We start from the raw sequence: 13,825 nt of genomic DNA, 5'->3' as shown, positions 1-13,825 counted from the left end.
TATTCTCTTACACAAATATTGTTACAATCTCACCTATTATTCAATTGTTATTTTCAAATAACTTTATACACGTAACATACAAAAGCCATCTAATATATAATTAGATGGCTTTTGTTATGTTACTCTATCGTTTCAACTTCACGTGGATTTTTCATCTCTTCCACATACACAACTCTAAATCCGTGATCTTCTAAATCTTTCAATAATGTCTCTAATTCACCGTCGTTAAACTCTTCTCCTAATGTAAACATAATTCTACGAACTAATAAGGCATCATTATCAAAAGTCATCAAACTTTGAATACCAGTGTATTTCTTTAAAACTGTCGATAATTTTTGGATTGCTCCATTATAGTCTTGCGTTCCAATCATGACAGAGTATTTACTAGAGTGAACGCCCCATGCATCCTCTAATAACTCAAAAACTTTTTTATGCGTTAAAATTCCAAGGAAAACCCCTTTTTCGTCAACTACTGATAAATAAGGCAATTTTTTTATTGTAAAAAATACTTTAAAGAAAGATGAATCTTCTCTCACAAATCCTTCTTTATCGTTTAATAATTGTATTACACTCTCATCAAGTGATCCTTTATATTCTAAAATATCTACTTTATATATATTCCCTAAAAATTTCTCTTTTTTTTCATCTAAAACTGGTACACAGCGATACCCCGTTTTATTTAAATGCTCTAACGCTTCCCCAATCGTAATCGAACTTGAGCACAGTAAAACTTCCCTTTTCGGCACGTAATTCCCTTTAATCCTCATAAAAAGCCTCCTTATGTTAAAATACTTTCTGTGCCATAACTATATTATATTTTCAGAAAAAAATAAATAATTTATTTTATTTTTCTGAAAATTATTCATTTTCTTGTCATAATTTATTCATGAATCCTTCACTTGTATATTTTTGCTATCAAATCTTCTCTCTGAATTACTAAATGAAAAATATATTGTAACTTCTTTCAAAAAAAGCTAAAATAAGAATAAGAATTTTCTGAATATTCTAAGAGTAGGTGGTTATATGTCCTTATTACGCTCACATATATGTAAATTTATAATTGGTGTTATTGTTATTTTTGCCATAAGTCCTATTCCAGCTCTTTTTATTACACACAATTACTCTTATCAAAATGGATTTATTAGCATTTTTCAAAACTTCGCACAGCTTTCTTCTATATCAATTCCAAAGGTTGATTGGATGCATGAATCTATCTTTTTCTCAGCAAACCAAATGATACATACTTCTAATCATTCAACACCATTATTCCCTTACATATGGGAAATATATTTTATATCGATTGTTCGTTTTACTTTTACCCTTGCGATCGGATTTTTCATAAGTTTGGGTATCGGCCATTTATTTTTCAAAGTACCTAACTCGTTTAAAAAGTTTACTACTGTATTGAAATGGATACCTTACTCTTTTTGCACTGTAGTATTACAATGTTCAGTCTTATTACTACTTCTATACATCGCACAATTTATAAACCTTCCTTACTACTCATCATTTATCATCGTATGTAGTACTTCCATGATTATCGTTATGCAAGCAGTAAAAAAATGGATTCCTTTCTTAAAAAACACAAATGAATATGAAATAAAACATGATTCTTTTCTTGTGGATACATTGTTTTTGGCGCTTACTTCGAATCATAAATCAATTTTAGGTTCCATTATTCTTTCATTCGTTTTTATGGAATGCGTTTTTCATGCAAATGGACTGTTACAATTTATCGTTCAATTTGGCGGAAATTCACCTATAATTGTTACAATTGGCTTATTACTACTCTATATCCCATATAGCATACTTTCTTTCCTTCAAACACTATGGACCACAAACTACTCCAAGCAACAGTCATACACTTTAACGAGAAGTGTTCCAAAACCTTAATTTAAAATAACCCTCTATAATCTAAAAGTAGGGGGTTATTCCTTTTGTATAGCGGACAAAATAACAGCAAATTCAAAAACTATTACAGAAACATACCAATATTTACCCTTTTCCTTTGACTATTCTTTTCATTTGGATTTATTATAAAAGTATAACATAATTGCAGGAGGTGACATCTTTATTCCAGACCTTGGAATGGAGAACACGCTTGGACATATTAAATATTTTTCTCATCTTTGTACTTATTCTTATTTCTGGCTTTTTCGTTGCATCAGAATTCGCTGTTGTAAAAGTACGAAAAAGTCGAATTGACCAACTTGCAAATGAAGGTAATAAACAAGCTTTAGCTGCAAGAAGCGTCCTATCTAATTTAGATGTTTATTTATCAGCTTGTCAGCTCGGAATTACAATCACTTCTTTAGGGCTTGGTTGGCTTGGTGAACCGACTGTGGAACATATACTACGACCGCTCTTTGAAAAAATTAATATTACTGGAACAATGGCTAACACTTTATCTTTTGTTATTGCTTTTAGTGTTATTACATTTTTCCACGTTGTATTAGGTGAATTAGTTCCAAAGTCTTTCGCAATTCAAAAAGCAGAAGCAATCACACTCAAATTTGCAAGACCGCTTATTTTATTTGATAAAATTATGTATCCATTCATTTGGCTACTCAATAGTACAGCTATATTTTTCACAAAACTACTCGGATTAGAACCTGCGAAGGAAAGTGAACTTGCTCATTCTGAAGAGGAATTGCGACTCATTTTAGGTGAAAGTTTTAAAAGCGGTGAAATAAACCAAACCGAATATAAATATGTAAATAACATTTTTGAATTTGATGATCGAGTTGCGAAAGAAATTATGGTTCCTCGTACCGAAATGATTTGCTTGTCTACTGAAAATACGTTAGAAGAAAATATGGATATCGTCGCTACTGAAAAATATACACGCTATCCAATCATTGAAAAAGATAAAGATGATATCATTGGGATGATCAATACGAAAGAAGTATTCCATGATCAAACGAAAGGTATTTATAAACCACTTGAATCTTATATACATCCTGTTCTAACTGTATTTGAAACAGTTCCAATTCGTAAAACGTTAGTCCACCTTCAAAAAAATCGCGTTCAGATGGCAATCGTTATGGATGAATATGGTGGTACTGCCGGACTTTTAACGATGGAAGATATTCTTGAAGAAATCATTGGAGAAATTCAAGATGAATTCGATGCTGATGAATCACCTATGATTGAAAAGCGTACACCTAAGCTTACTGTTTTAGACGGAAAGGTGCTTATTTCTGAAGTAAATGATATGTTTGGCCTACATATTGATGATAGTGATTTAGATACAATCGGAGGATGGCTTCTCTCTCAAGCAGTTGACTTAAATATTGAAGCTGGCTATTCCATTGAATATGCTGGTTTTCAATTTAAAGTATTAGAACTTGATGGACATCAAGTCAAAAAAGTTGCTGTACATAAACTAGATATTAAAAAGGAGCTATAAAGTGACTGTTTTATTAACAATTTGTATCATTGCCTGTTTCGTTGTTTCATTTCTCGCCTTTATTTATCCAATTATCCCTGGCATACTAGCTGTCTGGGCTGGATATTTGATTTACCATTTCGGTATAAATGGAGGCGAATTAACAACTTCTTTTTGGATTATTCAAGTCATTTTCACTCTTTTCATTTTCGTTGCTGATTTTATTGCAAATGGATATTTCTTAAAAAAATACGGTAGTTCTAAATGGGGTGAACGTGTCGGAATGATTTCTATCATTGTCGGCTCGTTCTTCTTCCCACCATTCGGACTTATTATCATACCGTTCTTATCAGTATTTATAACAGAACTAGTACATAAAAAATCGCCAAAAGATGCTTTTCTAGTTGGAGTCGCTACTGTAGTTGGTTTTTTAAGCAGTACAGTAGCGAAAGCAATTCTCCAAATCATTATGATTATCATCTTCTTGTGTTATATCATCTTTTAACCATCCCGACTTTGGGATGGTTTTTTAATATGCAATACCTACTCGACTATTTTCATATATATTTTTCTTACATAGATCCCATGCAAAGTGTGCTGTATCACCCACTGTAATTTTTGATCCACCCTCTGGCAATATATCTTTTTCAGTTCGATATACCTCTGTCGCCTCACCATCTATTAAATGTGTCGGACAAACAACTGTCCAACATAAATTATTACTATTACTTAGTACCTTATATGCAGCCAAATGATCTTCCGCTGCCGTTGTCGTTTTCCTTTTTGATTCCGTTGATTGAAAACGATATAAATTTAGATCTGTTCTTGCTTGTAAAATACCAGCTGTTCCTATTGTTATGATCCCGCGAATCCCATCTTCTTCCATTTCCTTTATAATTTGTGGCATACTCTTCGCTAATGTTCCATTTTGATCCGTTCCAAGTGCACTAATTACTATATCACTTCCTTCTATCGCTTTCTTTATATCATTTTCGTTCAATACATTCCCTTCTATCACTCTTAACCTTTCATGTTGTATTTCTATTCTATTTAAATCACGCGCTAATGCAGTCACTTCAGCTGAATCCTTTAATGCTAAATTAATTATGTTTGAACCTACTCGTCCTGTTGCTCCCAATATACATACTTTCATTTGTTTTCCCCCTCTTTCATTCTCTTTCTATTTTTCAATAATCTTAGTCAATTTACAACAAAAAAACTTCCTCATATATAAGAGGAAGCTTTATTATTACTTTATTTCTTTTCTTTAGAATCAGTAGACTTCTCGGTTCCGCTTGTTTCTTTATCCTTTTTGTCCTCTTGTTGTGTTGTTGTGTCGTCTTCTTTCTTCTTGTCCTCACCTTTACTACAACCTACCATTAATAAAGAACTTGCAAGTGCCATAGCAGTTAATGATTTAACCCATTTGTTCATTTGCGTTTCCTCCTTGTGATAGAATATGTACAACCTCATATTACTCTCTATTTTTAAAGGAGAGATTGAAAAACAGTAAATATACGGTAAATTTTTGTAAATTTTCCGATAACAAAACCTAATTTTAATTTATATATTTCATTTCCAATCGATACACAATAAAACTAGTTTTTTCTCTCAATGGACGTAAAAAAACTAAGGCGCATACCATTTCGCCTTAGTTTCTCATGCAAACTTTTCATTTTCATACAGATGTGTAATCTTATATTCCTTCTTCATAACATATTGCCACACACTATAAGCGTAACGGTTCATTTTCAGGAAACAATTTTCCAAAAATGAGCGAAACTCTGGGTTAGCAACTTCCACTGCAACTTGAGCAAACTTTAAAGCTAATCGTTTCAAATGCGCAATATAACTGGTTGCAATATGAATATCCCCTGTATATTTACTAACTGTTTCCTTTCCCATTTCATGCAAATCAAACTCCATTGTTTCACAGGTTATATGCTGCACATTCTCTCCTTCTTGAAAATTTACTTGTTCATTATATGCTTGTAACATATATGGTAAATGGTGCTGTAATAGATTTTTTAATTCTTCGTCTCTGACCTTTCCAGCATACTCTCCAACCTTGTATATTAGCATATAACTATATTTCATTAATTCTTTCATACAGTCCATTAAAGCGCCTCCCTTCTCTTTTGTCCATATACTATAAATATGATGCTAAAACATTCGCTATTCTCGCTAAAAACCAATCCCATCTACTAATTTTCTCAAAATCTTCTTCAGAAAATCGTTTTGATTTATGAAAGTCTACCTGTAATCGACTCCATACTTCATCAACAACTGTTTTATCATATATGATACAGTTAGACTCACAATTTAAATAAAAACTTCTATTATCAAAATTCGCTGTCCCAATATCAACAATTTCTCCATCAATAATTGTTACTTTCCCATGAAAAAATCCATTTCGATATTGATAAATCTCCGCTCCAGCATGTAACATATCTTTCAAATATGGATAGGCAGCTTGTTTTAACAATATGGCATCACTTTTAAATGGCACGAGAATTTTCACATTAACACCACGATTTAATGCAGCTTTTAACTCTTTCACCATTTCTTTACTTGGTACAAAATATGGTGTAGCGATAATTAAAGACTTTTTAGCCTTTTTTAAAAGTGCCCCATACTTTTCCCATAAGCCTTTTCCATTTGAAAATAAATATTGATATTTCACATTCCCTAATGTAGGTATACTTTCATGTATAGGCATTTTTTCTCCTGTATCTTCTTTCCAATCTTCGGCGAACTTTCTTTCCATATCCGCTGCACCCTCACCATGGATGCGCACGTGATAATCACGCCATGGCCCAAACTTTGGATTTTGTCCAAGGTACTCCTTTCCGATATTAAAACCACCGACGTATGATACCTTTCCATCTATCGTAACAATACGTCTATGATTCCGTTGATGCAAAGAATAGAACACATTTTTCAGTTTCGGTTTTTTACTAAATGTAAACTTCACACCGTTTTCCTTTAATCGGCTAATTACCTTTTTCTTCAGCTTATATCCACCTATCCGATCGACTGACAATTTCACTTCTACTCCGCTAGATGCTTTTTTCTCTAATAACTGTAAAAACTCTTGGCTTATTTCATCTTTTCCTACAATATAAAAATGGATATATATATACTTTTCTGCATCGTTTATATCCTCAAATAATTTTCTATATAACTCTTCACCGTTCGTATATAATTGAAATTCACCTAATCGAACTTGTCCTAATTCATATTCACTAGCCATTTCCTTCCCCATTTCCACATCGATGTTCATCCAAATGAATACACCTATTAAACAAAGGATTATAGCGAAAAAGTGCTTCATGGATAAATTCCTTTCTCCACTTACTGTTATTTCTATATCTTCCCTTTTTTATTACATTATCATTCAAGAAAATATGTCATTGCATGATATATGTCCATATCAAACAATAGCTCATTTGCATATTGTATGTTGTATCTTAAAATAAAAGGAGGAAATAACAATGGGCTTCGCACATGGTAATGGATTTGCGCTATTAGTCGTATTATTTATCCTCTTAATCATCGTCGGTGCTGCTTGCTTCTGCTAAGTAGCTACTGTCATATGATATGTGGATGAAAAAACTATAAAAGCGGACACCTATTTTTAGGTGTCCGCTTTTCATTTTAAAACCATTTCCGACTGCTATAGTAACTTAAATGGCTAAATATTCATCTCAAAAGGTTAACAATGTGGCTACTTTCTTACTCTCTGCCTTACGTATATGACGCTGTTCTGCACGTAACACAGCAATACGATGTGATTCTTTCTCTTCTTCTGTGTCAGGGATAACACGCGGTACTGGAACTGGATTATTTTCCTTACTAAGTGCCACAAAAGTAACGAATGACGTTGCCGCTATACGCTTCTCACCTGAAATTAAATATTCAGATACTACCTTCACAAACACTTCCATCGAAGTTCTTCCCGTCCAAATTACGAAAGATTCATAACTAACACAATCTGAAGAACGAACAGGATGTAAGAAATCGACCCAGTCCATAGATGCTGTGACACATTCCTTTCTCGAATGTCTGGATGCTGAAATAGAAGCAACCATATCCATCTCCGATAATATCTTCCCACCAAATAGCGTGTTATGATCATTTAAATCTGTTGGGAATACTCGGCTCGTTTTGAACACCCTTGACTCATTGGCTGTTTTCCCCTTTACTTCTGTCATTGTTATCACCCCTTTAATGATTTATCCTTAATATTTCAATAATCACTATAATAAATGAACTACACGTTTAATATTAACAACATTCAGAACTTTTAGTCCACAAAAAAGAACCGATTTTATCAATCGGCTCCTATAAATACATATTGTTCTTTCGGCTGTTCAACTTTATTCCATTTTGTTACTTCTAATACAGGAATATTCGCATGAAACGGCTGATAAAACTCAGTAGTTATCTCTCCTTCTACTTGAATCCAGTCATCATTATTCCACTCTACGCCTTCTGGCTTTTTCACTAACATACCATACACACCAGAATCTGCTACGCAATGTATAATACCGAAACGGAATAAGAAGTATTGTTCTTTTTTAGAAGAATCATCCCTAAAAACAAACCCTTTAAAAGATAATTTTTTCCCAGTAAACTCGCCAGGATAATTATAAATTGTTTCCATACCCTTTAGGAAGTCTTCATCTTTCAAATTAATATTGTCTTTCGTAACAAACTCTTTCTTCCCTTTTTCCATTACACCACGGTATCCTTCTTTCCCGTAATAAATGCTCGTATCAGGTCTTAGAAATTGTCTTGTCATAAATGGATCCTTACTTTCTGCTTGTGCAACAGGAAAGTGAAATCCTTTCGCTTTAACAATATCCGAATCTAACGTCGCAATTGGGAAAAATAACCCTGAGATAATTGGAAAACAAAACAAGGAGTACGAAAATGCTTTTTTCCACCATGTATTCTCATCTTTTGAATGATCATGCCCGCAATGGCTATGGTCACAACTGCAATCATTTTTCTCTTTTTCCTTTTGGTGCTCTTTTTGGAAAACGACGATAATTTGTATAATCGTTAAGAAACCTAAAATAATTGCTGCTGTTGTTGATAAATAGGCATACTTCATATTGATATACTTCGTAATGTTACCGGAAATATGAAGCTGCGCAATTAATATTGTAAAACCTAATAATATATATGCTCGAAACATAACCTACCACCCCATCGCATAAATGAGTAGTGAGCTTGCATAAACAACAAGAGTAACTGTAACTATAACAACAATTACAAATTTAGTTTTAAATGTCGCAAGCATCATAAACATATTTTTAATATCCACCATCGGTCCGTAAACGAGGAACGCGACAAGTGAAGCTGTTGAAAACGTACTTTGGAACGAAGAAGCGATAAATGCATCTGCCTCTGAACAAAGTGATAATATATAAGCAAGTCCCATCATAACAGCTGATGAAGAAAACGGACCTTGTCCAATAGCAAGAAGTGTTGAAGTTTGTACAAACGTTTGTACCGCTGCTGCAATTAACGCACCTAGTACTAAATATTTTCCCATTGAGAAGAATTCCTCAACAGCGTGTGTACATACATCCCACATTTTTTTACGCAGTGGACGCTTATTATTCACTTCTGGGAAGTGATCATCTCTTAATTGATGTTCTTTAAACATAAAGGATAATATAATTCCAACGATAATGGCTACGATAATCGCTACAATAGAACGATACCATACCATGTGCATACTACTCCCAAAGGCAACATAAGTAGCAAATAATACAACTGGATTAATAATAGGTCCAGTTAACATAAATGCAATCCCTGCGTATGGTGGAACGCCTTTTCCAATTAATCGTCTTACAATCGGAACAATTCCACATTCACAACCTGGAAACAACATACCTAAAAAAGTAGCTAATAAAACAGACAGAAATCGGTTCTTCGGCATCCATTTTGCCACCATATCTTCTGTCACGAACATTTGAATGAATCCTGAAATAAATACACCAATGAGCACGAAAGGAAGTGCTTCGATCAATATGGAGATAAAAATTGTATTCATTTGCAGGAATGCTTTCGGTAATTGAAACAATTCCATGATGTATTTCCTCCAACTTTTCATTAACAATATGTAATTTTAACCCCATTTCATTAATTGAACAAGGTTTATATGGCATACATACCCTTTATATACATTACATTGTACAAGTTATATTCTATTCAAAATTTGAGATTTCATAGCAAAAAAGCTGCTCTAGCGTAGTTATATAACTATGCTAGAGCAGCTTTCTTATCGTTAAAAGTAACGTTTCTTCCAAAAAACAAAAGCTAACGTGAAAGATAGTGTTACACATATGATGAGTACAATTACAAAACCGTGGGCTTCCCCTTCAAACGGAACCTTTACGTTCATTCCAAAGAAACTAGAAACCATCGTCGGTAAAGATAAAATGATCGTAATTGACGTTAACAGTTTCATAACACTATTTAAATTATTTGATATAACGGAGCTAAAAGTATTCATCATTCCACTTAAAATGTGACTATATATTTCCGCCATTTCAATAGCCTGTTTATTTTCAATTAATACATCTTCTAATAAATCTTGATCGTCTTCATACATTTTTAAAAATGTACTATTACGCATTAACTTTTGAATTACAATTTTATTAGCCTTTAATGACGTTGTAAAGTATACTAAACTTTTCTCAAGGCCTAACAATGTGAAAATCTCTTTATTTTTCATTGACTGATTTAATTGATGCTCTAAATCAATTGTTTTTCGATTTATTTGCTTTAAGTATCTTAAATAATAAGTAGAAATCGTATATAAGAGCTGAAGTGCAAAGCGCGTCTTCTTAAACGTATAAAATTCTTTAATACGTTGATTAATAAAACGTTCAAAAATTGGATTCTCTTCTAAGCAGATTGTAACAAAACAATCCGGCATCACAATCATACCTATTGGAATCGTGTCATAAATCGAATTTCCTTCTTCATCATGTCTAACTGTCGGAATATCCACGATAATTAAAGTATTATTGTCTTCCTTTTCAATACGAGAGCGTTCTTCATCATCCAAAGGGTCTTTAATGAAATCTAAGTCTACATTTAAAGTTTGTACTAGATATTGAATTTCTTCTTCTGTTGGATGAAGTACATTAATCCAGCACCCCTTTTGCATTTCCTCAATCTCTTGTAGTTTTCCGTTTCGGTCTGTTAAATATATATTTAACATACTATCACCCCGATTCTTTTTACATGTAGGAATCTACCTCTCTTAAATCACAGTTTTTAAACCGCCATTCTCAGCATATGAAACATACGTTTAAATTTCAATAGAAAAATTATTTTGAAAACGTTTTTATAAGAAAAATATTATAAAGTGAAACTTTAATCAGTGGAGGGCTTCATCCTCACTAATTATTAGCCCTTACAAATCGGGCTTTTACGAGTTATCCGCCCCCAACCAAACTTCTTTTCTTTCGCTGAATTGTGCGGTGAGGGTCTCACTGCCCGTTAAAGCGGGATAAACATAGAAAAAGACAGAGTGCTCTCTGCCTTAAAAGCTTATGTTGCCTTTATAACATATTTAGAAAGCATCCACAAGTTAAACCCGACTGAAATCGTATAGCCCGCGTATGTTGAAATGATAAAACTTACATAATCGAAATACGGAAGCAATACAATATTTAAAACTATCTTCACAATAATTCCAATCACTAGTCCTAGCACCGTCTTCTGCTGTTGATTGATTCCTTGTAGCATAGCAGCCGTTACTGTAAAAAGAGAAAATAGTATGCAAGCAGGAGCATAATACTGTAAAATGATTCTCCCCATCTCTGGATCATTTCCAGCACCGAATAAAAGAGTATATACAGGTTTGGCTAACACCATCATTCCAATTGCCGCCGGTACCGTAATTGCTACTACTAATACATTTGTTCTCGTAAAATGTTTGTACAATAGCTTCGTATTTCCTGCTGTATAAGCTTTCGTCATCTCTGGTACGAGAGACATACTAAAAGCTGTCGCAACGGATACCGGGATAAGTACAACCATTTGAACAAGACCAATTATCGCATTAATTTTTTCCGCTTCTCCTTGCATATACCCTATTTGTATAAGTAGTTTATTAATTGTAAATGTATCAATCGTCTGATACAACGGAATTGCTAAGCCCACCACAACAAAAGGAATAGAATATGTAAAGAGCTCCTTATACAATGAGAAAAAAGATTTCGTTGTTTGTGGTATACTTTCCATCTCTTTTTTCTTTAAGTGCCTTCTCCTTCTTATATAATACGCACTTAAAACAGTTAATCCACCTACAGCTCCCATAAATGCACCGAACGTTGAAATACCAACCGCTAGCGAAACAGAAGCTTTTAAAACATATAAAACGACAAAGCTTCCTATTAAAATGGTTAAAACCCGAAAAAATTGCTCTACAACTACACTTAATGCAGAAGGCCCCATCGATTGGAATCCTTGAAAGAAGCCCCTTAATAAACTCATTACTGGCACAAGTATTAACGCAAAACTTACAATTCGAATATTAGTAGTAACCGCTCCTACACTATTCCCCGTTTGATCATTCCCATCGATGACAAGTTTAGCTAAATGCGGAGCTAGCATATATAACGTAAAACACGAAATGACTCCCATTATAAACATAAACACGATTCCACTTTTCAACACTCTCTTAACCGTATGATAATCATTCAGTTGATCATATTTTGATACCATCTTTGAAACAGCTAGCGGTAATCCCATTGTTGCTATACTGAGCATGATGGTATAAGGACGATATGCATATGTGTATAGAACGTAACCACTCGTACCGACCATCGCTGTAAATGGTATAACATATATAAACCCTAACATTTTTGATATCATCGTTGCCATCGTTAAAAATATCGTTCCACGTATAAACGGTGACCCTTTCATCACATTCCTCCGCTACGCTTTATTATTACACATTATGGACAACTCCTTTTCTTTAGAACCGAAACAAACAAAAAAAGCCAATGAAAAATCATTGACTTTAACGCGCTGCTTTTTTCTTTTTGAAATATTTCAAACCAAAGTATAGAGCAATAAAAAGAACAGCTCCTATAATTATGTAATGTGTGTAATCAGATGCATACTCTTTAATTTGTCGCCAATTCCCACCAAGTTTTTCACCTAAGTATATAAATAGAATTGACCATGGAATGATCGCTACAACCGTATAAAGTGTAAATAGTTTTAATGGCATCTTAGCTAGTCCTGCTGGAATAGAGATCGCATGACGTACTACTGGGATAAAGCGCGCAGAAAATATTACGCCTGCTCCATAACGCTTAAACCAACCTTCTGCTATGTCTAAATGATGTTTATTAATAAGTAGATATTTCCCATATTTCTCTACAACCGGACGCCCTCCGTAGTATCCAAGCCAGTATAAAAAGATTTGCGCTAAAGTACCACCAATCGTTCCGGCGATAACTGCACCTACAAAACTAATTTTACCATTCGCTACTAAAAAGCCAGCATACGAAAGTACAATTTCACTCGGGATTACTTCAATCATTAAAGCAAGAGCTACTCCAAAGTAACCTAAGCTTGCAAAAAATTGCAATAACTGATCTATTATGTTTGCTAACATGTTCTTTTTTATCTCCTTTTTTCTTCACATACCATCCCATTATTACATAAAGGCTGCAATCTGCCAATATCTTCATTTTAACAATATGTACAATTCAAGCAGGATTAATCTATTAATTTCTCTTTCTGCGGGTCTTTCATGTAGGCAAACATCTCTTTAATTTGGTCTTCTGTATTTCTAGCAATTGATAAATTAGGCAATTCATTTTCACCAAAAAACTCCACCTCTTCTGTTTCAATACTAGTTTTCTTTTCTCCACCAATAATCTCGCATCCAATGAAAATCTTATATACATGCGTCGCCGATGGAGATGGTTGATGTTTTTCTTTATCAAATATAGCTAGTAACTTAAAATGATCTACCTCATAACCAGTCTCTTCGAAAACTTCTTTTGCTGCAACTTCGGTTGGCGTGTAACCGACATCAGCCCATCCACCTGGCAATGCCCATTTCCCATCGCTTTTTTCTTTCACAAATAATAACTTTTCATTTTGAAAAACAACCGCTCTTATATCAACTTTAGGTGTTTGATAGCCCGTCTCACTTGCAAATAATTTCTCTACGACTTCCCAATCTGTTTTCGTGTAATGTGACATCATTGAAATAGAAATATCTCGTAATTGCTGGAAACGCTCAATATCATACACATCCTTAGAATACGTTAAACCCGCTTGAGCTATAGATTGTATTTGTTTTACCCAATCAATCCATTTAATCGTCATATATCCGCATCCCCATTCTCTATCAAATATATTACTTCATTTTTATTGATACATCTTTAT

General features: G+C 33.7%; 16 protein-coding genes. 4 read left to right on the top strand and 12 right to left on the bottom strand.

Annotation, left to right across the window (positions count from 1 at the left end; all coding sequences use genetic code 11):
• Nucleotides 1–119: 119 nt before the first annotated feature.
• Complete coding sequence (cbpA, locus tag BC_RS10230) at nt 120–767, bottom strand: cyclic di-AMP binding protein CbpA (protein ID WP_001220526.1); 648 nt, start codon at nt 765–767, stop codon at nt 120–122.
• A gap of 256 nt (nt 768–1,023) precedes the next feature.
• Between cbpA and BC_RS10225 the strand changes: the two genes are divergently transcribed.
• From BC_RS10225 to BC_RS10215, 3 genes are all read left to right on the top strand, one after another.
• Entirely contained in the window at nt 1,024–1,893 is an 870-nt protein-coding gene (locus BC_RS10225; RefSeq protein ID WP_000055268.1) for a hypothetical protein, read from the top strand.
• A gap of 208 nt (nt 1,894–2,101) precedes the next feature.
• Nucleotides 2,102–3,409, top strand: coding sequence for a hemolysin family protein (locus BC_RS10220; protein WP_000353738.1), 1,308 nt, complete (start codon nt 2,102–2,104; stop codon nt 3,407–3,409).
• Between the two features lies 1 nt (nt 3,410).
• Complete coding sequence (locus BC_RS10215; protein ID WP_000217339.1) at nt 3,411–3,893, top strand: DUF456 domain-containing protein; 483 nt, start codon at nt 3,411–3,413, stop codon at nt 3,891–3,893.
• Between the two features lie 24 nt (nt 3,894–3,917).
• Here the strand turns inward: BC_RS10215 and BC_RS10210 are convergent, their stop codons facing one another.
• The 4 genes from BC_RS10210 to cls all read right to left on the bottom strand — a co-directional run bounded on the left by BC_RS10210 (nt 3,918) and on the right by cls (nt 6,722).
• A complete protein-coding gene (locus BC_RS10210) occupies nt 3,918–4,541 on the bottom strand; it encodes an NAD(P)-dependent oxidoreductase (protein ID WP_000861643.1) in 624 nt (207 codons plus the stop codon).
• A gap of 101 nt (nt 4,542–4,642) precedes the next feature.
• Nucleotides 4,643–4,822 (bottom strand): hypothetical protein, encoded by a 180-nt coding sequence (locus BC_RS10205; protein ID WP_001045960.1) that lies wholly within the window; start codon nt 4,820–4,822, stop codon nt 4,643–4,645.
• Nucleotides 4,823–5,047: 225 nt separating this feature from the next.
• Nucleotides 5,048–5,506 (bottom strand): spore coat protein, encoded by a 459-nt coding sequence (locus BC_RS10200; RefSeq protein WP_000340527.1) that lies wholly within the window; start codon nt 5,504–5,506, stop codon nt 5,048–5,050.
• 31 nt (nt 5,507–5,537) lie between these two features.
• Nucleotides 5,538–6,722: a cardiolipin synthase gene (cls, locus tag BC_RS10195; protein WP_002023919.1), complete on the bottom strand. Its 1,185-nt coding sequence runs from the start codon at nt 6,720–6,722 to the stop codon at nt 5,538–5,540.
• A 160-nt stretch (nt 6,723–6,882) separates the two neighbouring features.
• Between cls and BC_RS10190 the strand changes: the two genes are divergently transcribed.
• Nucleotides 6,883–6,969: a YjcZ family sporulation protein gene (locus BC_RS10190; protein WP_000505094.1), complete on the top strand. Its 87-nt coding sequence runs from the start codon at nt 6,883–6,885 to the stop codon at nt 6,967–6,969.
• 126 nt (nt 6,970–7,095) lie between these two features.
• Here BC_RS10190 and BC_RS10185 read toward each other — a convergent pair whose 3' ends face one another.
• The 7 genes from BC_RS10185 to BC_RS10155 form a co-directional block, all read right to left on the bottom strand.
• The gene (locus tag BC_RS10185; protein ID WP_000141176.1) at nt 7,096–7,602 is read right to left on the bottom strand and encodes an acyl-CoA thioesterase; all 507 of its coding nucleotides are present in this window, start codon (nt 7,600–7,602) and stop codon (nt 7,096–7,098) included.
• A gap of 119 nt (nt 7,603–7,721) precedes the next feature.
• Nucleotides 7,722–8,591 (bottom strand): TIGR03943 family putative permease subunit, encoded by an 870-nt coding sequence (locus BC_RS10180; protein ID WP_000488042.1) that lies wholly within the window; start codon nt 8,589–8,591, stop codon nt 7,722–7,724.
• Between the two features lie 3 nt (nt 8,592–8,594).
• Entirely contained in the window at nt 8,595–9,491 is an 897-nt protein-coding gene (locus BC_RS10175) for a permease (protein ID WP_000418716.1), read from the bottom strand.
• A 198-nt stretch (nt 9,492–9,689) separates the two neighbouring features.
• The gene (locus tag BC_RS10170; protein ID WP_000932389.1) at nt 9,690–10,631 is read right to left on the bottom strand and encodes a magnesium transporter CorA family protein; all 942 of its coding nucleotides are present in this window, start codon (nt 10,629–10,631) and stop codon (nt 9,690–9,692) included.
• A 332-nt stretch (nt 10,632–10,963) separates the two neighbouring features.
• Nucleotides 10,964–12,343 carry a putative polysaccharide biosynthesis protein gene (locus tag BC_RS10165; protein WP_000678845.1) on the bottom strand — a complete coding sequence of 460 codons (1,380 nt, stop codon included), beginning with the start codon at nt 12,341–12,343 and terminating at the stop codon, nt 10,964–10,966.
• 97 nt (nt 12,344–12,440) lie between these two features.
• On the bottom strand, nt 12,441–13,043 hold the full coding sequence (locus BC_RS10160; RefSeq protein ID WP_000880691.1) for a DedA family protein: 603 nt from the start codon (nt 13,041–13,043) through the stop codon (nt 12,441–12,443).
• Between the two features lie 104 nt (nt 13,044–13,147).
• The gene (locus tag BC_RS10155) at nt 13,148–13,765 is read right to left on the bottom strand and encodes an NUDIX hydrolase N-terminal domain-containing protein (RefSeq protein WP_000153584.1); all 618 of its coding nucleotides are present in this window, start codon (nt 13,763–13,765) and stop codon (nt 13,148–13,150) included.
• Between the last annotated feature and the right edge of the window lie 60 nt (nt 13,766–13,825).

This window comes from Bacillus cereus ATCC 14579, assembly GCF_000007825.1.
In the GTDB taxonomy this organism is placed as follows: Bacteria; Bacillota; Bacilli; order Bacillales; family Bacillaceae_G; genus Bacillus_A; species Bacillus_A cereus.
This window is presented reverse-complemented; position numbering and strand designations above follow the sequence as displayed.